This window comes from Paenibacillus sp. GL_099_B, assembly GCF_057835695.1.
In genome coordinates, this window is record NZ_CM174430.1 from 5,135,728 (window position 1) to 5,156,051 (window position 20,324).

Below are 20,324 nucleotides of genomic sequence, written 5' to 3' on the forward strand. Positions count from 1 at the left end.
AGAATGTGAATTAAAAAGGGACACACCAGCGAATGTAAAATGTACCCCTTGTAAAGGACAATTTAAAAAGGTTAGGCAACTTCAAGCTGCTGTCTGTATCGTGCAGGCGGCAGCTTGTTTAAGTTCCATTGACCTCGATAATGATTGTAATAAATCATGTAGCTTTTCACTTCTTGCTTGACCTCTTCCAAGGTCATACACGTTTTAAAGTTCGTTTCATCTTTAAAATGCCCAAAAAATGATTCTTGTGGAGCGTTATCCCAACAGTTTCCTCGACGCGACATGGATTGTCCCAGCCCCATATTCTTCACAATCTTTTGGAACTTTGGGTTCGTATAGTGAAATCCTTGATCTGAATGAATCAACGCATCTGAGGTGAGGTGACGATGCTTTTTGAGTTGATTCAACGTCTCAATCGCAATGTCCAAACCGAGTGAAGCAGAGACTTCATAAGCTAAAATCTCATTCGTTTCAGCATCTTTAATGGTCGATAAGTAGGCTCGCTTATTTTTCCCATAAGTTAAATACGTGATGTCCGTTAATAGTACCTTGCCTGCAATCCCTTGCTTAAAAGCTCGATTTAACGTGTTAGGACAGGTTCGATGCTCTTGGGTCGCTTTGGCCATACGACGTGCGGGATTAGCTTTTCGAATCGGACAAACGATGTTGTACTTTTGCATGACACGACGAATTCGCTTGAGATTGTATATGACTCCATATTGGTGCTCCAGCGTCATTTTGATTTGACGGGCGCCTTTCTTTCTTCCACGGTAATGGTAGGCTTTCAGAACGATCGCTTTCACTTTCTGATCGTCTTGTTCCTGATTTTGACGATGTAACCTGGCATCTTCGCTACAATATTGGTAATAGCCCGAACGTGAAACTCCAGCAATTTCACAAAGAACATGCACCTTGCGTTGGAAAGGGTATGTATGCATCATCTGTTGAATCAGTTCGAATTTTTGCCGCGTACTTAGTTGGATTTCTTTTTTCTCATCTGCCTTTCGAGTTGATCGAGCTTTTTTAAGAATTCATTCTCCGCTTCAAGCCATTTCATTTTCGCTTCCAAACGGGCATATTTTTCTTCAAGACTTAATTCACGGGTCAGAGGACGGCCTGAAGCGTGTATTCTACCGTCTGTTAATCCAGCAGGTCCTTGTTCTTGAAAAGCCGCACGCCATCGATTGGAAGCCTTTCGAATTCGGGTTGCACCCAAGACGTCAATGGGAAAGCCTGCTTCCTGAAAAATCTCACGGGGAAGCGTACCTTGACTGTATTCTTGAATAAATCGTTCTTTGAACGCATCCGTGTACGTAATAGCTTTAGCGCTGACATTTTTCACATAGGGATTTCTTCTTAACTGATCTTGCTCTTGAGTTGTAAAGCATTTCTTTGACATCCGCTTGACCACCGCTCGTTTTTTATTCATTGTACACAAAAAGACCCTACAAGATGACCTTTTTTAAAGTGTCCATCTTATAGGGTACATTTTAATGTTGGATGTGTCCCTTTTGGTGTTATAAAACAATCTTTAAAACGATATAGCAGTTGATTGGATAACTGTACATTGAACCGGTCCGATTGGAATTAAATTCGATGTAAATATCGATTATCTACAATAACCGTTACATTGATCATTGCTCGATATACCGTGCCGGAATGTGATCGGCCAGCCAAATATTTTCGTTTCCATGATAGAAAAGAATACCTTCTTTGGCCGCTTGAGCTGCATTAATTTTCAGTATTACTGGCTGGTCATCACGTCTTCGTCCCACCTGATTGGCGGTATCCATATCTGCGGACAGATGAACATACTGCCTCTGCCGAGGCTGCAAACCTTGCTCCATAATGGAAGCAACCGACCGCAGTGGCGTGCCATGATAGAGTATCTCCGGTGGATCGGCAGGTGTTTTGGATATCTTTTGCGGAGTCGAATGACCATATAATGCGCGGATGCGGCCAGAACGGATCTCATGTCTCTTTTTCTCCGAGGCTTGGATCATCTGCTCCAGATCCGCTTCCGTGACGTCCTTCCACTGTGGACTCTCATGTAAAGCTACCAGCAATTGCGGAATCTCCACCCATCCCTCTTCGTCCAGCTCCAGCTCATACTCCCAAGGGGCGTGACGCAAGGCGTAGGAAAGCTCCTTGCTTAATTTCATCAGATCCATTGCGATCATCTCCCAAACAAGTTAAACAATTCATTAGACATATATACACTGTCTGTACCACTACGCAGTTAGAATAATCTTTCGATGGAATAACCATGAGATTCTAATGATCCCTCTATAGAGGGGAAAATCAAAAAATGTAAACTCTCTACTTCTTCAGTTTCTTTCCGGTTGTACCGCCGCCAGAATCTCCTGAATGTTACGGGCAAGCCCTTCATTGTCTTCCTGGTTAAATTGACGGTGCCCATCGATCCCACGATGAATAATCGTGTTCATCACGGGATGAACCTCACGGTCTGAAGCCACCCGGATCAGATCATCGGCAAAATCTACCGCCTGCTGCTCACTATAGTTAAACGGCTTAATGAGCATCCGGATGCTCATTGCATGAGCCTGTGACTCTGCCAATTGATCCCGATGGGTTATGCCATATACAGCGCCAAATCCAAAAGCAGCAATCACCTGACGCTCCAGTTCCGTTGTCTGTTCCAAAGGCGTGCCGATCAGTTCACATATTTTGCCCACCATCTGCTCCAACTCTGAAGCCGCCGCAGCCAAAATTACGTCGTTAATATCGTCAGCATTGATAAAATCAGTCATATTGTAATTCTCCATTTCTGCTCCGTATTTGATCCATTCTCTCAAACTCTATGAGAACATTGTATCGGAGATAGGGTGTTCCTTTCAAATTCATTTACGGTTAGACAAACAATGATTCAGCTTACTTGTAAATGAGAAGCTCTATTTGTGCGTAGTACAACTTGGTAAATGATCATACGCGTAACTATTAATCCCGGCGTGATTCATCGTTTGGCGCAGCTCTGAGACAAAGTCCATAAAGTACACTTCAGGACTACGACTTCCTGCATAATATTGCAGGTCATAATCGTAATTTAACCTCGAATACACATCATGCAGATCGTTAACTAGTACCTTTTTCATATCCTCTCTTGTAATTGCTGGGTCTATATTGCACTCGTTGACCAGAGTCTGTAGTGTCTCCTGCAGAGCCTGTTGATCGTATGACGGGTTAGACAACAGATGCTGCAAATCATACAAGTCTTTGAATCGGGGCCTCACTATCGTTTGATGTAGCTTCCAAGCGATTTGAATGGAGAGTGGCACGGTGTGAGGAACGACAAAAGCTTCTCCAACCATAGGTTGGTACGATAGAGCAATAGACTTCTCATTAAATTCGAGGTTAAAGGATATATCAAGATGCAGCTCATCCTCATCTTCATACTCATTTTCGCTCCTTGGTTCACTATCAATATAAAAGGCAAGCTCCGTGTTCACCGTTGGAAAATCATCCGCCATCGCGTAGTCTATTCTGCGCCAGAAGGCATTCTCACTAAAGCTTCGGAATACGATACCGTCATTCAGGTCCATCTCCGTTACCCGGATCATCCAGTCTGTAAATATTTCATTGGCTTGGTCTTCAGTCTCAATTCGACCTACATACAAAAAGTCGATGTCGTCCACGTAACGAATATTGGGATTCTCCAAATACTGTCTTGTTAGCAAACTTCCTTTTAATACAAATGGACTATTCACCAGAGAAGCTCGCTTCAGTAGAGCTTCTAATACAACAATGAATCTCTCATCCTCATTCAAGCTATGTAATTGTACGTTTTTTACAGACACCCGTTCTCCTCCTCTATTCATCATACTCAACATCCGGTTAGATCCATCCACGATCCAGTTCTTCCCGGCTGTCGTAGATGCAGAGTTCATATTGCTGTTTTAACAGTTCGATCTTGTTCTGCTGTAAGATATTATGTATCTTCTCTACTCTGCTGTAGAATTTTTCAGAACTATTGTATTCTCTGACCGTAACAAATCTAATTTTCCCATTCGCATTCAGCGAGTTCCTTGAAATATGCCCGCCTGAGTCGGCGCACAACTGCTTCAACCTGACTACATCATCAATATATACTTTACCGTGCCATTCAAAATAAGGCTTGGACTGCGCCAGCATTGGCTTATCAAAATACGTCTCTTCCTTTGCGGGAATTTCCACCTTCGTCCGAACAAGCATGAATCCGTTATCCCGAAACTTTGCGGCAACCTCTTCAATAACATTCTTCACTTCTTCATAATCCGCGCTATGTACAATGCCTGTAATCATTGGCTGATTGATGTATTCACCTTGGTCCAACACGATCAATACGGGCTTTACGTTCTCTTCATTACAGATGTTGATAAAGGTTTCCTTCTCATTCTGCTTCAGATCACTCATGGTTAAATGATATTCAAATTCCATCTGGCCACTTCCTTACTGATTTTTATCATCTGTCATTAGATAGATCTATCTTCTCATCTTCTGTTAATTATTCAGACACATCGTTTAAATTGAATTATTATAGATCTTATTTTAGTTCTACAATTCACGTTCAAACGCTCCACTATTTTCTCTAGAGGACACTGATAACTGGGTCACGTGCTAACATGAACTAGAACAACCTTATTCACTGAGCATTTCAAAAAATGCTGATATATTGGGAGCGACTTTTTGTGTCACTGGAGAGAACACCTCCGACTCTTCATGAAACCAAATAACTACAACAGGCTCTTTCTTCTCTCTATAGTCCAAACAAATAAAATCTCCTGAAAAAAGTGCCGCAATAGGAATTACATTTATCCCCACTATATCTTCATTATCAGTTAATCTATCACCTATTTGTGTAATAATAACTTCAACATCATACCATCCATTAATAGGATCAGACTCACTGTCTTTTAACATACAAAGAAATTTCTCAACTACATAATCTTGCTAATTCAAACTAAAAATATTTGTGATTGGTACAGCTCCATTATTTTGCTTAATAGAATTCCTATGAATTTCTGGAAATGAAACTGCCAAGCTTCTCAACTAAATCTAATAATTCGCCGGTTGGTAATGGAAAGACAATCGTATTAACATCCATTCTCATTGTTTTTCACTCTCTATTCTTATCTTTTAACATGCGCCACATCACCTGAAGCTCTACCACCCTTCAAATATCTCCCGTAGTCAATATCAACTATATCCTTAGGTCTGCCCTCAGATTTATCCTTCTTGGTATCTGATGTTGACGAATCTTTCGAATCGTCTCCAGTTTTCCCTTTGGATTTATTCGTTTCCTGATCTTTCGGCTTAGGTTTGTTTGGATCATCCTTGGTTTTGTCTTTATCTTTGTTACTCTTATCCTGTCCCCAGAGCTTTTATTGTTTGATGTGATCCCCTGATTCTGGTTTTTCTTATACTTACTATTCAACATACTTAAAAGAATCATAGCTTTGGTAATTTTATCCGAATCTACATATTGACTTAGTTGTTCCAAGCCATAACCTATCGCTTGATCAATCAGGAGATCCTGCAAAAATCCGGTGGCCATGCCCCTCGCTGTCTTTAGTCCATTCGCCAGCTTCGGCGACTTCATCATCAGATCGTTCAGCTTGCTCTTCAGCTTATTCGCTAGATCCATCGGACTGAAATTGCTCGCAAGTCCCTTCGCCTTGGTCATCACCTTGCCCAACGCACCAGAGATGGTATCCCCGGCTTTCTTTGCCAGGTCTCCCATGGCCTTCGCTACCTGCCCGGCCTTGTCCATGACCTTGTTGGCTACACCCATCACATCGTCAATAACTTTGCCTGCTTTGGATAGCAACTTCGAGCCCTTCACCGCGAACTTGGCTCCGGTCGCCGCCCAGATGCGGATGCAGTTGTCGTACTTAATACAAGCCGTCTCTGGCGGTCTGACATTGTGAAAGTTCTGGTTCATTGGGAGTTCAAAAAGCTTGGCGTTGATGTAAAGAGTATCGAACAGCCTACCTACAGCATCTATAAGAAAGACCCTTCCGACTTTCTGATTAACGTTTTGATGGAACTAGTCGATGCGTACCAACGCTTGGTAATCTCCATGAAGCTAAGTCGAGGGCACAACAAGAAGGCACAGCAAGGCGGATACGCCGGAGGTCGGACGGCGTTCGGATACAAAGCAATGAAAGATCAGAAGGCAATCGAAATCAATCTCGATGAAGCGTTCCCCCACCGTCATCTTGACCCCGTAGAAATGACGGATTCGTTTGTGGAACTCGTTGAAGAAGTCCCAATAGACATCTGTATAGTTGATGACAATACGGTCTATAGATACAGTGACCCCTTTTATGTGCCAACACCTCCCGAATTTTTCCATAAATTTCGGGCTTACTATAGGGCAGGTGGCTAGCCTTATATGTTCCCTGCCTGTTCTATGTCAACTGGTCGTCACCAGATTGTTGCGGACAATTTTGCAGATAAGTCCTGACAATATGAATGGTCGTGCTATCCATCCTAGAAGGTGCGATGGTTTAGACAGCTTATCTATCGGGGCGGCGTATCTTACAGTTGCGTGGCATTTTCAAAATCCTGTGAGAAAGCGAACATAACAAAAAACAGGTCAATCATGGTAGTATCTGACCATAATCGACCTGCTTCGTATAACCGAATAGCAATATTTAGGTTATAGTTGTCAAGCATTATTGTGCGTACAAACGAAATAACTAAATCTTTATACGAGTATTACATGGGTTAAGTGTGTTATTGATTGAATAAAGAGTTCATTCGGCACTGGGTAGCCCACCTCAAAAATATTACTTGATGTAAGTTATAGCTTTCCTCCCATTTCTAAAAACCACTCGTCAAAAATGTGACCTGCTGTTTTTACTGGATCATTTGTATATTTTATCTCGTAACTGTATTGAGCCTCTAAATTATTTTGGGGTACATCATAAATCAATTTCATCTCGGTAGGCATTTCTCTGTTATTTTCTTGACACAAATCTTTAATTTTACGTAAATTATCATTACAAATATTTAGTACTGCAACCTGTCTCTCTTTTGAGACATTATAAATATGTTGACTATCCTCATTTTGAACTGCACTATTCAACCTGTGTTTTTCGACCACACAATTGTTTATTTTATAGAAAACATCTGAAGTAAATTGTCCAAACTCATTTGAAGCATATATAAATATCTTATCTGCTTTGTTATTCACATACTCCAGACAAATTGAAACCATATCCGCTTGCAATTCAGAGAAATAATCTTCAAACACTTTTGTCATGTTCTTACCTCCTTAGTTTACCAAATCAACAACTTTAATCCTTCCATCTATTTCATACGTAACTTTAAAGCCAGAAGGACGAAGTGAATCCCCATCATAGTTTACTTTAACATCGACAGACACATGCTTTGGTGGGTCTGCACTTAAGGCTCTTGCCCATTCATTTTCATTTTTTTTGTACTCACTTAGATTCACCTTACTTGACTGGGATACAAGGTTATCAATTTCCGGTGAGCCACCGAACCTATCTCCTGCCAAATGACCTGCATGGTCACCTGACTCTTTGCCAGGCGTCTTGGGATCATGCGGTAATCGGTCGTCTCTCGCAGTTAATTTTAAATCATCCGCACTAAATTTTTCAATCCTGCCAAGATGATCTGTCTCATAATCATATTGGTGCTCACCAGTTTTATATTTCACATCCGGTTTAAGTTTCCCCGTTTCATCAAATGGATCATCGACAAATGATTTTTTACCACCATTATCCGTCCCCTCAGTACCGTCCTTATCCTTCTTGGTATCTGATGTTGACGAATCTTTTGAATCATCACCAGTCTTCACTTTAGATTTGTCCGTTTCCTTTTCTTTCGGTTCAGGTTTGTTTGGATCAGTCCTCGTTTTGTCTTTTTCTTTCGTCTTATCCTTAGGCACATCCTTATCCTTGTTGCCCGTATCCTTGTCTTTCTTGCTCTTGTCCTTATCCCCTTAAGGTTTGGAACTTCCTGAATCCCCAGAGCTTTTATTGTTTGATGTGATTCCCTGATTCTGGTTCTTCTTCGACTTACTATTCAACATACTCAAAAGAATCATCGCTTTGGTAATTGTATCCGAATCCACATATTGGCTTAATTGCTCCAAGCCATAATTCATCGCCTCACTGATCAGCAAGTTCTGCATGAATCCGGTCGCCATGCCGCCCGCCGTCTTGAGTCCGTTCTCCAGCTTCGGCTACTTCATCAGCAGATCATTCAGCTTGCTCTTCAGTTTATTTGCCAAATCCGCCGGACTGAAATTGCTCGTAAGTCCCTTCGCCTTGGTCATGACCTTGCCCAGCACTGTTGCTATGTAAATCCATTCCTTACTTGCCAATCAAAATAGGCAGGCTCCCGTAATCTAACCAGAACCTGCCTAACCTCTTTTTTCAATCGCTATTAAATATAATACTGAATATATCGCTCTTTTTCAGGAATCTCCTCATCTCCTAACAAATCCACCTGCGTTAAATCATCCTTGTGCTCAAGTTCCGCAATGAATAGAGCGTAGAAATCACCAGTTGTGGGATAGGTAAATAATGCATACCCTTTCGGAGAGATCAATTTATTGACTACTTTGATCTTTTCAGGAAGATACTTATAGTCGAACTCTCCCAACTCTTCTAGCTCATCTGGGGTTCCCAGTTCAATGTCGTGATTGAACTCATAGTCCAAGATATAGTTCACGATTTCATGACTCTCTTCTCCTTTATAATCCAGAAACAAAAACCTCTTCGTCGCCAAACCGTGGTTCAACATACTGAAATACGCCAGTGACTCGTCCGGGTCATTCAAGATATGTTCAACGTCCTCCTGATCCTTGAAAATCAAAGGCACCAAATCTTCCTCTTCCATATCATTGCCCTCCTCTCTTATTGAAATAGGTCTCCATGTTGATTAGGAATATATTCAGGATAATTTTTGCGGTAAAAGTCATCGATCATTCTCAGTAGTGGATCTAACTCTGGATATGGTTCAGGGTCTTGTATATCAATTGTAGCTTCAGGTGTATTCATCAAGAAATCATCAAAATGGTTCGGATTGGGCAAGCCTTGTTTTTTTCGTACATGAAGCAAGAAGAGAATTTCGTATGGATAAAAAGCGTAATCGAAATCACCAAACTCCAGTGAATTTCCTAAATCCGAAGCCAAGGTAGAATGATGATCTGACATCTTAGCGATTAACTCTGTGATCTCGTCTAGATCAGGTGTATTCCAACGATCTAGCACTTCTCTATAGATACCAAGTTCCTCTGGAATCAAGTCACAACGCTTATCTCTATCCTCTAATGTTGATCTGACAGCCGAATGAACATGATCATTGGTTCCTAAAATCGTTTTGTTTGTATATTGCAGATATAACTCTATCAAAAACCAAATATGTTGTTTCCAATCATTTGCCTCCATGATGTTTTCTCCAAGATGATCGGCGATAAAATCAAAGAATATTCCCTCCTCCTTCGACCACCCAAACATATTTAAATGAATTAAGCCTATCATATTGGATTCAAAAGAGTAATCAATCAACTTCATTTTTGGATAACGCTCTTTATAAATATGCCTACACATGCATTGATAAAATACAACTTGCTGTATCTGTTTTAATCCCTTTGTACTGTTCTTACCGTTGATTAATACATCATTTTTCCACACCTCTAACCAATAGGAAGATATTATATACATTCTAATTAATAATTTATGATCTTGTGACATGTCGTCACTTTCTACTACATCAGCAATCTCACGCTTAGCCTCTTCATATCTTTCGTGAGCACCATCCATACCTTGCACGAAATTTTTTATATACCTTTTGTATGCAAGTTGTACTTTTTTGGAATTTACCATTTGTTCCTCCTTATTTGTTAATTGAGTGACTTATTCCAGTCTTTAACTTTAACAACCTCTACTCCGAAGCCAACTTTAGTTTTCGAAATATCGGTTTCTACTCTAACATAATCAAATTCTAACCCAGGATTTTCATCTAATAACTTTTGAAATTTCACCTTAAAGTCAGCATATCGTTTATCTGTACTTTTTAACATATTTTCAAAGTAACCTTCTCCTCCTAATTTTTGATTTGTAGAGTATGAGAAATTTCCCCATTCCGATGTCTTGGCCTCAATCATTGTTAATTTAGGTGGTGGGCCTTTGGATAAAAACGTTCCATCTACACCATTTCGACCAACTTGGAATAAATCTGAAATATCCTTGCCTAAGTTGTTATCCTTAGCAATTTGTTTGGCTACTTCCTCTCCAAAGTCACCTTTATCATGATGATAATATTTTGAATTATCTATTTTCCGCTCATACCCTTCTACATTGGATACATCATAATTATGACTAATATCATCTGCTGTATCCAGCTTATTGGCCAGCTTACTCCGTTCACGCCTTAATTTCTTAAGTTCTTCTTTACTTGCCCCTTCTTTTTTCGCGTTTCTTAAGACCTTGCTAGTGCACCAGAGATGGCATCTCTGGCATTTTCCAATAACCGGAATGAAACTAGCCTTATCCAGCACATTTTTGAGTGATACCCATCACTTTGCTCTAGAAGCCATTTTCTCTTCCGGTTCCTCTTCTCTCTCACCTGACCACTGACTAAAAACATCTTTTCTGGCTATTGTAGTCAAAAGAAAAACACTCTCCAATTATTATAAATAACGAGAGAATGTTGATTTCATTTTTCCAATATATTCCGTATCATAGAACAAAATAACGAAGTGTTGAATACGTCTTTTTCGAGTATTTCTTCATCTATAAAAGAGATTCTTTTTTTTGCAGGCTGTTCCAAACCCCAGACTTGTTATAGGCATCAAATTAGTCTTTCTACTTGTTCTCTTATCTCCTCATCGAATTTGCATCCCTCTACTTTAGCTCCTTTCCAAATTACATTTTGAAGATTCGCTCCAGTAAAATCGGCACCACTGAAGTCTCCATTACGAAGATCAGCTCCATTGAAGTTACTACTTATAAATATTGCATTTAGAGCAATAACATCCGACAGGTTTGCTCCGATAAAGTCTGCTTCTTTAAAATTACCATTTGTAAGGTTTGCTCCGCATAAATCGCATTCATCGAAAATAGAAACTTCACCATTTATCCCTGTCATATTGGAAAAGCGAAATGTTGCCTTTTGAAGTGCTGATCCGTACAAACTGCCATTAGTGAAATCAGTATAATCAAAGCATGTATCTGTACATGTACTTATTTTAATTTCTGTATTCTTCATTTGAGCCTTAAAAAAGTTTGCCTTACTCAGAACACAATCAGCTATATCAGCGTATTCAAGATTACAACTATCAAAATCGGTAGAAATAAATTCACAGTCACGAAATGAAACTTCAACAAAAGATGTCGCCCTAAAATTTATTTCGTTTGCATATAAGCGTTTAGCAATAATTTCAGATAGGTCTAAGAATGAGAGATCTGCCTCTGATATTCTCAAGTCATCAATCAATTCCTTGTTTAATTTGTAATTATTTATAAATTCAGAAGCTTCATCTCTGTCTTTTATATGTCTCACAGTTACACTCCTTCGAAAATATTTTAGTTTCTCATGTAATCCTTCCATTTGTTATTTGGGTTAAATGTAACCCCCATGTTGTCTTCAAAGTTTGGAACAGCAATGACCTCAACTTGATTCAAATATTCCATGACTTCCACCCATCGTTCTAACAGATGTTCTAAATCAGATTCCCAAGGATTTTCCACAAGATCAATTCGTATTCCTCCCCAGCTTAAATCTTTAATAACAGCGGGGCTTTTCACTATTACATCTCTACCAAACATTTCTAAAATATCTCCACTCAAGTACGTTCTCATTCCGATACCCAAAGGCCCATTAGGAAAAAACTTTACCGGAACAGGATATGAACTTAAGTTCATCCATTTATGATTTCTTTCTTTTTCAGTCTGCCACGGCGTTACAGCAGGCCAAGAAATATGAGTTACTCCGTAACGTGGCTTAACCGTTTCAGCGATCTGATCGGACAACTCAAAAAAATCTTTCCTATACTTACCATTCATAGATTTATCGAAAGAAAACTTAAGAAAAGATCGTAAGTTAGAATTCAAATCAAAGTAACCTGAATATTTGACAATTTTATCTCGTCGGAGATGTACTTCTGATATTTGCGGAATATCATAGAAAGATTTTGCTATAATTTCATTGCGATTGTAGCTTACACTGGTTGTTTCACTATTCCCCCATGTAGTGGGAGTAAATTTATCATTTGATTCAAAATTATCCAATAAACGATTCAAAGCCTGTTTTTCTCCTAACTTGACTGTCGGATACATTAATATATTAAATAAATTCGGTTTCACTTCTGACATCCTTCCTACCTCCTCTTAATGTGTTCTTTAAAGCTTTTTCCAGTAACCTCCCCCTGGTAAGTCAGGGTCAGCTATCCATTGATGCGTTGTTTTACCGTTAGCAGGGTCAACATAGTAAATATCGCTTTGTTCCCCTAGCGGCCCACTGGGTCTTGGTTTTGGAGGAACTCCTTTCAAATCTGGCAAATCACTAGATATTGTTACAACATGACGACCATTTACTTTGTCTTCAATCATTTCACGTTGAGCACGCATTTGATCGTCATTATATACAACCTGATCCTCTCCACCAGTTTTATGCTTATGATCGTGTACTAGCTCTATCTTCCCTTCTTTATTTCGACCTATGCTGTCTGGTCGTGTTTCTACTCCTTCGGATGATTTATATTTAATAACTGGTGCTTCGTTGTTATTTTCTATTTTGCGACCTAATTGGCCTTCTAAAGCCTGTCTACCTTTGCCTTCTTCTGTTGCACCACGTTGACTACTGTTTTTCAACCTATCATTGACTACGTCCCATTTATCTCGGGACAATGGCTGCTTACCAAGATTTTGTTGTTTCTGTACGTAACGTTCATATCTTGCATCATCAGCTGCTTTGTTGTTACCACGTTTTTCAGCTTCATCAATTTTGTTACGGTAGTGCTTCTCTTGCTCACTTGTTAATTCATTCTTATTTAACTTACCAGGTTCATTTTTTGAAGATTCTCCATCTTTTGTATCCTTCTTACTATCTTTATTATCCCCAGAGGATTTAGAACTTCCTGAATCCCCAGAGCTTTTATTGTTTGATGTGATCCCCTGATTCTGATTCTTCTTGGACTTACTATTCAGCATACTCAAAAGAATCATCGCTTTGGTAATTGTATCTGAATCCACATATTGACTTAGTTGTTCTAAGCCATAATTCATTGCCTCGCTGATCAGCAAGTTCTGCATGAATCCAGTTGCCATGCCGCCCGCCGTCTTGAGTCCGTTCGCCAGCTTCGGCGACTTCATCAGCAGATCGTTAAGCTTACCTTTTAGCTTGTTCGCTAGATCCATTGGACTGAAATTGCTCGTAAGTCCATTCGCCTTGGTCATGACCTTGCCCAGCACTGTTGCACAAAAAAGTGTTTCTCTTATCTATGTAGATCCATTCTTTACTTGCCAATCAAAATAGGCAGGCTCCCGTAATCTAACCAGAACCTGCCTAACCTCTTTTTTCAATCGCTATTAAATATAATACTGAATATATCGCTCTTTTTCAGGAATATCCTCATCTCCTAACAAATCCACCTGCGTTAAAGCATCCTTGTACTCAAGTTCCGCAATGAATAGAGCATAGAAATCACCAGTTGTGGGATAGGTAAATAATGCATACCCTTTCGGAGAGATCAATTTATTGACTACTCTGATCTTTTCAGGAAGATACTTATAGTCGAACTCTCCCAACTCTTCTAGCTCATCTGGGGTTCCCAGTTCAATGTCGTGATTGAACTCATAGTCCAAGATATAGTTCACGATTTCATGACTCTCTTCTCCTTTATAATCCAGAAACAAAAACCTCTTCGTCGCCAAACCGTGGTTCAACATACTGAAATACGCCAGTGACTCGTCCGGGTCATTCAAGATATGTTCAACGTCCTCCTGATCCTTGAAAATCAAAGGCACCAAATCTTCCTCTTCCATATCATTGCCCTCCTCTCTTATTGAAATAGGTCTCCATGTTGATTAGGAATATATTCAGGATAATTTTTGCGGTAAAAGTCATCGATCATTCTCAGCATAGGGTCCCATTCTGGGTATGTTTCAGGATCTTGAATCGACATTTTAGCTTCTGCCGTGTTCATGAGAAAATCATCAAAATGGTCTGGATTGGGCAGCCCTTGTTTTTTTCGCATATGAAGTAAGAACAATATCTCGTAAGGGTAAAATGCATACTTAAAGTCCCCAAACTCTCCTAACTGTCCAACCTCTGCTGCTAAATTCGAGTGATGTAAAGACATTTCAGAAATCATTGTAATTAATTCTTGAACATTTACTGTTCTCCATTTTCCCAACACCTTTTCATACACTTCAAGATCTTCAGGAATTAAAGCGTTCTTCATCCCTAATTCATTCAAATTTTTCTTCAAGTTTCTTGATAATTCTTGATTCGTTCCTGATATAGTCTCATCTCTAAACTGTAAATATAGCTCAAGTAAAAACCACAAATGTTTATTCCAATCGTTCGCATCCATAAATTTAGTTCCGAGTTTCGTCACTAGAAAATTGAATAGAATTTTCTCTTCTTTCTCCCAACCAAACATAGTGAAGTGAATCAATGCTATAACAACTTTTTTGAATGAATATTCCAGTATCATGTCAGGATAACGTTCCTTATACAAATCTTGTACCATACATTGATAAAAAACAACTTTTTGTATAGTTTTAAGATTTTCGACACTATCTCCTTTATTAATTAGTACATCATTTTTCCATCTTGAGAGATAGTAAGATGATATTGTATCTAAATTTATTAATAAAACATGATCCATATCAGTTTCATTTGACTCAACAATATCAATACTTTCATTAAGGTTTTCATTATATTCTTTTTGCACGTCTTCAAGCTTAATTCCATCAATAAAGTTTCTGCTATATCTTTTAAAAGCCATTTCCAACTTTTTTTGGTTTATCATAATAGGCCTCCTTTGATATCAATCTATTTCACTGTTCCAATCTTTCACTTTCAAAACATCTACACCAAAACCAGTTTTAGTTATCTTTACGTCAGTTTCAACCCTAATATAGTCATATTGCAATCCAGGATTTTGTTTTTTAAGCTTTTTTATTTCTTCTTTGAACTTAGCATATCTTGGATCTGTACTCTCAAGCATCTGTTCGAAATAATTTTTACCGCCTGATTTTTGCGCCTTAGAATAGGAAAAACTTCCCCACATTGATGCCTTAGATTCAATTATGGTCAACTTAGGTGGTGGTCCTTTGGATAAGAAAGTCCCATCTATACCATTCCTTCCAACTTGGAACAAATCGGAAATGTCCTTTCCTAATTTGTTATCCTTAGCTATTTGTTTAGCTACTTCTTCTCCAAAATCACCTTTATCATGGTCGAAATGCTTTTTATTATCGATTTTCCGTTCATACCTTTCTGCATTTGATATATCATACTTATGGCTTATATCATCTGGTGTATCCAACTTATTTGCCAACTTGTTTCGTTCACGCTCTAATTTTCTTATGTCTTCTTTGCTTGCGCCTTCTTTTTTTCTCTTTTTAATTTCTCTATCTAAATCTTCAACTTCTTTTTTGATTTGTTTCTGAGTTTTCCCTTGTGGTTTCTTTTTCTTCCCGCCTCCGGAGTTGCTCATAATCAACATTGCGGACATTAAAATATTCGAATCCGCATAATTACTGAGCATATCCATTGCGGCAGTGAACATCGCATCGGACATCAAATCAGCCATCAGGCCATGTGTGAAATCAGTTGCTTTGTTAAGGGCATTCGCCATCTTCGGTGACTTCATCAGCAGATCGTTCAGCTTACCTTTTAGCTTGTTCGCCAGATCCGCTGGACTGAAATTGCTCGCGAGTCCCTTCGCCTTGGTCATGACCTTGCCCAGCGCACCAGAGATAGCGTCTCCGGCTTTGTTCGCCAGATCGCCGATCGCCTTCGCTACCTGACCCGCTTTATCCGCAATCTTTGTTGCTATACCCGCGACACTGTCGATCACTTTGCCGGCTTTCTTGATCAACTTGGCGCCTTTCATCGCGAGCTTAGCTCCTCCTGCCGCCCAACCAACAAACGGAATCGCAGCAGCAGCGGACAAGGCCGCGTTCGTATAATCTCCCCGAGCGGCATAAATGCCCGCATTCGCCAAATCGGCGACTTCACCAATGACAGGGATCATACCGGCCACATCCAGCACGGTCTGAGTCACATCCAGCACTTTACCCCAGAAGCCTTTTTTCTCCTCTTCCGGTTCCTCTTCCACCTGTACCTCGGACACAAACGGTGCTTCTGGCACCGGCTCCAGATCCTCCACGGTTACGGGCATTTTGATTAATCCGTCCAGTAGCACTTCGCTGCCCTTCAGATCCGTCATGCCGTCCAGAATCATACTGCTGTCTCCGCACTGAAGGAAGATCGTCTCCTGAGCCTCGATCCCTATCTTTTTCTCGCTCGCGAGTGTAATCTCCTGCCCGCCGGATGCTACAATTCCGCTATCGCTCTGAATCATGACCCCGCCGCCGTCCAGCGTGATGAACAGACTTCCTTCCGTCGCGATCAGGGACATTTCTGAATCGGTCATCTTCATTTCTTTGCCGTAGTTGGTTCCCCAGCTCTTGGTGGCTGGATCAGCGGTCTTCGGGGAAGGCTGACTACCACGACGGACGGAGCCCATCGCAAATGCATCACTCTCTTGCCCACTGGAGAAATACACCTGAACAGCGGAGCCCGCTTCCGGCATACTGTAAAACCCGCCGCCATCTCCGGCATATACCGCAGAATACGGCATCCAGCTTGCTTCCGATTCGGATTGGTCAGCATCCACATCCAGATGAACTTTCACCGTATCTTTGGTAACCCCGATGATCTTCCCTTCCAGTGCGGCCCCTGCAATGTCATCGTTCCGAATTTCATTTTGCCGAATGCCACTTTCCGGACTAAGTGTGACGGTATGCCGAAGCATGCCCCTTACCGTTCGACTGGTACAAGCGGCGACCTTCAGTTCTTCTTCGTGGAAGAGAACGGTATCTCCGAGCGCCAACCAGCGATGGGTATCCAGCACGTAACTCGTAAAGTCTTTCTCCGATACATCAGAGGCTCCCACAGACCAGGCTTCTTTTAAAGCTCTCATATCCCGTCTTAGCGTATATGCCTGATCAGGCAGTTCCGTATACCGACCATCTGGCACCCCAATATATAATTTAGGAGAATCAGCCGATATTTCGGGAATGATCGCTGCGCCGAACCGGGATGCTAATCGGCGTAGAAATTGCCAATCCGTCTCCCGATATTGGAGGGTCAAAGCCCCAAGCTTCGAACTTCCACTCACATAATCAATGACATCCGATTTCGGGTAAGCTTTCAGTACCTGGCGAATGACGTCTTCGCAGTCCTGATCCTTGTTCTGGAACGAACGAATACGAGGTTCAATGTCCAGCAAATAGGAATAGGACACGGCCTCCAGTTCCAATATGTATATCCCCTGAACTCGGCGGATGCTGACATCTTGCACGAGTCCCTGGAATAGTTTGCGTACTTCCTGCCCCTGATCCCCAATCTCCACCAGGGACACTGTCTCATCCTGAGCTAGTATGTTCAGATCCCGATCTTGATGTTCTTCCGGGATGATGCCTTGTAGATACAGGCGGGCATGATCCCCTGCTTTGCGCTCGATACGCAAATCTTGTATATGCTGCAGCGTGTATGGAGATATACATCGGATATTCCCCATACCCACAGCCGCTTCCACTACACTCATTGTCTCACTTCTTTCCTCTAGCAATGTCAGCACACGGAAGAAAGGACTCAGCTATATTCTAAGATGTACGTTACCTGATGTTACCGCCGAACCCGGTTGTGCCGCCTATGGAAGATCCGCCAAGCTCTTGACCATCATCTTCAATCTGGATGTAGCCTCCATAGAGGCACATATTCATGCAGGTGCTTAATAAGGCAGGTTCATTTTCGATGAGCACATCGGTTTTGCCATCCATCCACGGTGTAGACACGGACGGAATACAGGGTGCTTTCTGAACGCCCTCAATGTCGAATTCGCCGGTCTGCACGACAGGATTCAACTGACTTGTGCAATTTCCAAAAGGCATGATGTGGATCATGGGTGTTGCATCGGCCACATTCAGTTGTGCTTTTTCCTTCAAATGAACGCCGTGGCTGTAAGGGATTTTCAATCGATTTAACTGCGTACCGCAAGAACAGCTTAATATCGCTCCTGCCACAACATACGTTGGGCCCCCGGCACCTTCATCCACAACATCAGGTCTTGTAGCACCAATAGCTTCAGCCATTGTTTTTTCCTCCTCTTTGGCCTTTCGCCCAGATTATTTTTAATAGTTCCGTTAACGGTTCTGCCTCTAAACCTGATCCACGCGTTGCAGGCGCAGTCCGGTATAGTCCCGGCGTAAAATCGCTTCAGCCAATGCCAAATTCACCAAGATCACGGTTTCCTTCAATCGTTCGTCCGTCAACTGAATAATTGGCCAGTTTGTGCTGCTCAATCGTTCGCCATCGACCTGAAGTACGTTCAACTTGCCACTGCTGTCAAATGTACTGTCCATGGATAGTGCTGCCAGCTGTGGCGGCACCATGAACCAGTAAGGGTGTAACTGCTGTCTCTCCATATCCATCAGCCCAGCCAACCTGAACATCAGGCGTGGAGCGAATGTACTCAGCAAACGTTTAAGCTCATCAGACCATAACGGATACGGCCGCTCGATCAGATCTACGGGAACAGGATTTCGATTAGGGCGAATCGTAAACTGCAAATTTGCTTGTTCCAGTTCATTCAAGTGATCGCCTCTCATCCACTCGGGCTGAATAATTCCTTTGACACCAATCGGTTCATGAGCCCCTGTTACACGCATATCCTGCATGATCCGGAACCAATCGTTTCTCATGCCATCCGCCCCTTCTGCTGTAAGTTCCGCTCCATAAAGTAGGCTAACTGGTCCTCGATCGTCCCATCGATATGCTCCAGGCCCTCTCGTTTCCGGGCTGCGGGACGACCCTGGATGGGACAGGAAGCTCCGGTATCCATCTGCGCCCCCTCCAAATGCGAACCTGTAAAATCGACCCTGGACACATCCGTTCCACGGAAATCCGCATCTGCTAAGTTGCATACGCCAAACACAGTGCCTTCCAGCAACGCTCCCGTAAAATCCGCTCCTTGAAGATCCGCGAGTACAAAATCTGCCTCTCTCAGATCCGCCCCTGCAAACGAAACCCGATGAAATCCCGGGATCTCCCAGATCTCAGGATCAGCCAACCCCTGCCTCGCCTCTATGCCATGAAATATGGCACCTACCATCCTGCATTTTCGGAAACGAGCACCATACATCTGACTTCTATTCCATCGGGTATCCGTCAAGTCACATTGCTCCCAGACGGTATTCAACAGATTGCTGGCTTCGAATTGACTCCCTCCAAACGCCACATTGCGAAAAGCTGAGTAACGGAAATCCATCCCGCTATAATCTCCTCCAGCCAGATCCAGATGTTCCAAAGCCGCATATCCGTAGGCTCCCTCGATTCTTTCAGCAAGCCATTTTCGCATCTCTGATTCATCGCCTGGATCACTATTCGTTTTGTACACGGATTCGCTCACATCCAGATATTCACCTACCCGAACTTCAAAGGACGGGCACTTCTCCAGATGGATAAACGATTCACATTGCACAGCCTCCGGCATTGCCAGATGAATCAGATTCGTCACATAGGCGTGTCCGTGTTCAGCTTCCTTCAGGAGTATATGTTCCAGATCTGGTCGTGAAATGGAGCCTGCATAGAGCGAACCGGGCCGATGCAATTCTTCTTCCCAACTAGCCAGCATCACATCCAGATAACCAAATGCCCAGGAAGCATCATATTCTCCTTCAATGGGAGAGGGATCAAATAACCACGTTTCGTCAGCCATTTCGGTCAAATACAGGGCCTGGCCGTCCATTAGTCGTGTTCGAAGCATTGAATATGTAACATGTCCCACCGCTCCATGTTCACCGATCTTCTGCGCATTTAGAACGATTTGACATTTCTTGGCAAAATGACGGAGAAACTCTTCTTTCAAACGTTCGCGATTCTGCTGATACATCTGCTCGAAGCGGAGCATCACTTGGTTGCGTAGTGGAATTACGATCTCTTGCTTGAATTGCACAAGCGCAGTAGTCACGAGCATTCCTCCTTTCTCCTTTTTAAAGATCACCAATACATTGTTATAAGAACATTCCAGAAGTTGATTTGTAGTAGAA

At 41.7% G+C, this 20,324-nt stretch carries 23 protein-coding genes and 1 pseudogene; 1 reads left to right on the forward strand and 23 read right to left on the reverse strand.

Annotated features, from left to right (window positions below; genetic code table 11):
- Positions 1 to 71 precede the first annotated feature (71 nt).
- The 7 genes from AC3ITG_RS23360 to AC3ITG_RS23390 all read right to left on the reverse strand — a co-directional run bounded on the left by AC3ITG_RS23360 (position 72) and on the right by AC3ITG_RS23390 (position 5,938).
- Positions 72 to 1,399 (reverse strand): IS3 family transposase gene (locus tag AC3ITG_RS23360; protein ID WP_489251485.1). Its coding sequence is split into 2 segments (ribosomal slippage): positions 72 to 1,030 and positions 1,030 to 1,399, totalling 1,329 coding nucleotides; the frame shifts between segments, so codons are not numbered across the junction.
- 235 nt (positions 1,400 to 1,634) lie between these two features.
- Positions 1,635 to 2,171, reverse strand: a complete 537-nt coding sequence (locus AC3ITG_RS23365; protein ID WP_489251486.1) for an RNA 2'-phosphotransferase — start codon at positions 2,169 to 2,171, stop codon at positions 1,635 to 1,637.
- A gap of 156 nt (positions 2,172 to 2,327) precedes the next feature.
- Positions 2,328 to 2,771 carry an Imm48 family immunity protein gene (gene imm48 / locus AC3ITG_RS23370; protein ID WP_489251487.1) on the reverse strand — a complete coding sequence of 148 codons (444 nt, stop codon included), beginning with the start codon at positions 2,769 to 2,771 and terminating at the stop codon, positions 2,328 to 2,330.
- 141 nt (positions 2,772 to 2,912) lie between these two features.
- Complete coding sequence (locus AC3ITG_RS23375) at positions 2,913 to 3,815, reverse strand: nucleotidyl transferase AbiEii/AbiGii toxin family protein (RefSeq protein WP_489251488.1); 903 nt, start codon at positions 3,813 to 3,815, stop codon at positions 2,913 to 2,915.
- A gap of 37 nt (positions 3,816 to 3,852) precedes the next feature.
- The gene (locus AC3ITG_RS23380; protein WP_489251489.1) at positions 3,853 to 4,434 is read right to left on the reverse strand and encodes a hypothetical protein; all 582 of its coding nucleotides are present in this window, start codon (positions 4,432 to 4,434) and stop codon (positions 3,853 to 3,855) included.
- A gap of 201 nt (positions 4,435 to 4,635) precedes the next feature.
- A complete protein-coding gene (locus AC3ITG_RS23385; RefSeq protein WP_489251490.1) occupies positions 4,636 to 4,917 on the reverse strand; it encodes an SMI1/KNR4 family protein in 282 nt (93 codons plus the stop codon).
- 280 nt (positions 4,918 to 5,197) lie between these two features.
- Positions 5,198 to 5,938 carry a hypothetical protein gene (locus tag AC3ITG_RS23390; protein WP_489251491.1) on the reverse strand — a complete coding sequence of 247 codons (741 nt, stop codon included), beginning with the start codon at positions 5,936 to 5,938 and terminating at the stop codon, positions 5,198 to 5,200.
- Here AC3ITG_RS23390 and AC3ITG_RS23395 point away from each other — a divergent pair.
- Positions 5,873 to 6,199 (forward strand): annotated as a pseudogene (locus tag AC3ITG_RS23395) (recombinase family protein); the annotation flags it as partial. The gene AC3ITG_RS23390 and the pseudogene AC3ITG_RS23395 overlap by 66 nt on opposite strands.
- Positions 6,200 to 6,802: 603 nt before the next feature.
- Here the strand turns inward: AC3ITG_RS23395 and AC3ITG_RS23400 are convergent.
- The 16 genes from AC3ITG_RS23400 to AC3ITG_RS23475 all read right to left on the reverse strand — a co-directional run bounded on the left by AC3ITG_RS23400 (position 6,803) and on the right by AC3ITG_RS23475 (position 20,245).
- Positions 6,803 to 7,264, reverse strand: a complete 462-nt coding sequence (locus tag AC3ITG_RS23400; protein WP_489251492.1) for a DUF600 domain-containing protein — start codon at positions 7,262 to 7,264, stop codon at positions 6,803 to 6,805.
- Positions 7,265 to 7,276: 12 nt separating this feature from the next.
- Positions 7,277 to 7,915, reverse strand: a complete 639-nt coding sequence (locus AC3ITG_RS23405) for a DNA/RNA non-specific endonuclease (protein WP_489251493.1) — start codon at positions 7,913 to 7,915, stop codon at positions 7,277 to 7,279.
- A 54-nt stretch (positions 7,916 to 7,969) separates the two neighbouring features.
- Positions 7,970 to 8,176 (reverse strand): hypothetical protein, encoded by a 207-nt coding sequence (locus AC3ITG_RS23410; protein ID WP_489251494.1) that lies wholly within the window; start codon positions 8,174 to 8,176, stop codon positions 7,970 to 7,972.
- A 36-nt stretch (positions 8,177 to 8,212) separates the two neighbouring features.
- Positions 8,213 to 8,353 carry a hypothetical protein gene (locus AC3ITG_RS23415; protein ID WP_489251495.1) on the reverse strand — a complete coding sequence of 47 codons (141 nt, stop codon included), beginning with the start codon at positions 8,351 to 8,353 and terminating at the stop codon, positions 8,213 to 8,215.
- A gap of 62 nt (positions 8,354 to 8,415) precedes the next feature.
- Complete coding sequence (locus AC3ITG_RS23420; protein WP_489251496.1) at positions 8,416 to 8,871, reverse strand: DUF6630 family protein; 456 nt, start codon at positions 8,869 to 8,871, stop codon at positions 8,416 to 8,418.
- A 17-nt stretch (positions 8,872 to 8,888) separates the two neighbouring features.
- Positions 8,889 to 9,860: a hypothetical protein gene (locus tag AC3ITG_RS23425; protein WP_489251497.1), complete on the reverse strand. Its 972-nt coding sequence runs from the start codon at positions 9,858 to 9,860 to the stop codon at positions 8,889 to 8,891.
- Between the two features lie 17 nt (positions 9,861 to 9,877).
- Positions 9,878 to 10,534 carry a hypothetical protein gene (locus tag AC3ITG_RS23430; RefSeq protein WP_489251498.1) on the reverse strand — a complete coding sequence of 219 codons (657 nt, stop codon included), beginning with the start codon at positions 10,532 to 10,534 and terminating at the stop codon, positions 9,878 to 9,880.
- Between the two features lie 293 nt (positions 10,535 to 10,827).
- The gene (locus AC3ITG_RS23435; protein ID WP_063568432.1) at positions 10,828 to 11,538 is read right to left on the reverse strand and encodes a pentapeptide repeat-containing protein; all 711 of its coding nucleotides are present in this window, start codon (positions 11,536 to 11,538) and stop codon (positions 10,828 to 10,830) included.
- Between the two features lie 23 nt (positions 11,539 to 11,561).
- Positions 11,562 to 12,341 carry a hypothetical protein gene (locus tag AC3ITG_RS23440; protein WP_449007382.1) on the reverse strand — a complete coding sequence of 260 codons (780 nt, stop codon included), beginning with the start codon at positions 12,339 to 12,341 and terminating at the stop codon, positions 11,562 to 11,564.
- 36 nt (positions 12,342 to 12,377) lie between these two features.
- The gene (locus tag AC3ITG_RS23445; protein ID WP_489251499.1) at positions 12,378 to 13,433 is read right to left on the reverse strand and encodes an ADP-ribosyltransferase; all 1,056 of its coding nucleotides are present in this window, start codon (positions 13,431 to 13,433) and stop codon (positions 12,378 to 12,380) included.
- A gap of 132 nt (positions 13,434 to 13,565) precedes the next feature.
- Positions 13,566 to 14,021, reverse strand: coding sequence for a DUF6630 family protein (locus AC3ITG_RS23450; RefSeq protein WP_449006774.1), 456 nt, complete (start codon positions 14,019 to 14,021; stop codon positions 13,566 to 13,568).
- A 17-nt stretch (positions 14,022 to 14,038) separates the two neighbouring features.
- On the reverse strand, positions 14,039 to 15,013 hold the full coding sequence (locus AC3ITG_RS23455) for a hypothetical protein (RefSeq protein ID WP_449006773.1): 975 nt from the start codon (positions 15,011 to 15,013) through the stop codon (positions 14,039 to 14,041).
- 18 nt (positions 15,014 to 15,031) lie between these two features.
- Complete coding sequence (locus AC3ITG_RS23460; RefSeq protein ID WP_489251500.1) at positions 15,032 to 17,821, reverse strand: contractile injection system protein, VgrG/Pvc8 family; 2,790 nt, start codon at positions 17,819 to 17,821, stop codon at positions 15,032 to 15,034.
- 70 nt (positions 17,822 to 17,891) lie between these two features.
- Positions 17,892 to 18,368: a DUF4280 domain-containing protein gene (locus AC3ITG_RS23465; RefSeq protein ID WP_064636287.1), complete on the reverse strand. Its 477-nt coding sequence runs from the start codon at positions 18,366 to 18,368 to the stop codon at positions 17,892 to 17,894.
- Between the two features lie 66 nt (positions 18,369 to 18,434).
- On the reverse strand, positions 18,435 to 18,977 hold the full coding sequence (locus AC3ITG_RS23470) for a hypothetical protein (RefSeq protein WP_489251501.1): 543 nt from the start codon (positions 18,975 to 18,977) through the stop codon (positions 18,435 to 18,437).
- Positions 18,974 to 20,245: a pentapeptide repeat-containing protein gene (locus AC3ITG_RS23475; protein WP_489251502.1), complete on the reverse strand. Its 1,272-nt coding sequence runs from the start codon at positions 20,243 to 20,245 to the stop codon at positions 18,974 to 18,976. The genes AC3ITG_RS23470 and AC3ITG_RS23475 overlap by 4 nt, the downstream gene beginning before the upstream one ends.
- Between the last annotated feature and the right edge of the window lie 79 nt (positions 20,246 to 20,324).

Excerpts from the sequence above, each read along its gene's own strand:
- AC3ITG_RS23365 (WP_489251486.1), bottom strand. The coding sequence starts at position 2,171 with ATGGATCTGATGAAATTAAGCAAGGAGCTTTCCTACGCCTTGCGTCAC.
- imm48 (WP_489251487.1), bottom strand. The coding sequence starts at position 2,771 with ATGACTGATTTTATCAATGCTGACGATATTAACGACGTAATTTTGGCT.
- AC3ITG_RS23380 (WP_489251489.1), bottom strand. The coding sequence starts at position 4,434 with ATGGAATTTGAATATCATTTAACCATGAGTGATCTGAAGCAGAATGAG.
- AC3ITG_RS23385 (WP_489251490.1), bottom strand. The coding sequence starts at position 4,917 with ATGTTAAAAGACAGTGAGTCTGATCCTATTAATGGATGGTATGATGTT.
- AC3ITG_RS23390 (WP_489251491.1), bottom strand. The coding sequence starts at position 5,938 with ATGAACCAGAACTTTCACAATGTCAGACCGCCAGAGACGGCTTGTATT.
- AC3ITG_RS23400 (WP_489251492.1), bottom strand. The coding sequence starts at position 7,264 with ATGACAAAAGTGTTTGAAGATTATTTCTCTGAATTGCAAGCGGATATG.
- AC3ITG_RS23410 (WP_489251494.1), bottom strand. The coding sequence starts at position 8,176 with ATGGCGACCGGATTCATGCAGAACTTGCTGATCAGTGAGGCGATGAAT.
- AC3ITG_RS23420 (WP_489251496.1), bottom strand. The coding sequence starts at position 8,871 with ATGGAAGAGGAAGATTTGGTGCCTTTGATTTTCAAGGATCAGGAGGAC.
- AC3ITG_RS23425 (WP_489251497.1), bottom strand. The coding sequence starts at position 9,860 with ATGGTAAATTCCAAAAAAGTACAACTTGCATACAAAAGGTATATAAAA.
- AC3ITG_RS23445 (WP_489251499.1), bottom strand. The coding sequence starts at position 13,433 with ATGACCAAGGCGAATGGACTTACGAGCAATTTCAGTCCAATGGATCTA.
- AC3ITG_RS23450 (WP_449006774.1), bottom strand. The coding sequence starts at position 14,021 with ATGGAAGAGGAAGATTTGGTGCCTTTGATTTTCAAGGATCAGGAGGAC.
- AC3ITG_RS23455 (WP_449006773.1), bottom strand. The coding sequence starts at position 15,013 with ATGATAAACCAAAAAAAGTTGGAAATGGCTTTTAAAAGATATAGCAGA.
- AC3ITG_RS23460 (WP_489251500.1), bottom strand. The coding sequence starts at position 17,821 with ATGAGTGTAGTGGAAGCGGCTGTGGGTATGGGGAATATCCGATGTATA.
- AC3ITG_RS23465 (WP_064636287.1), bottom strand. The coding sequence starts at position 18,368 with ATGGCTGAAGCTATTGGTGCTACAAGACCTGATGTTGTGGATGAAGGT.
- AC3ITG_RS23470 (WP_489251501.1), bottom strand. The coding sequence starts at position 18,977 with ATGAGAAACGATTGGTTCCGGATCATGCAGGATATGCGTGTAACAGGG.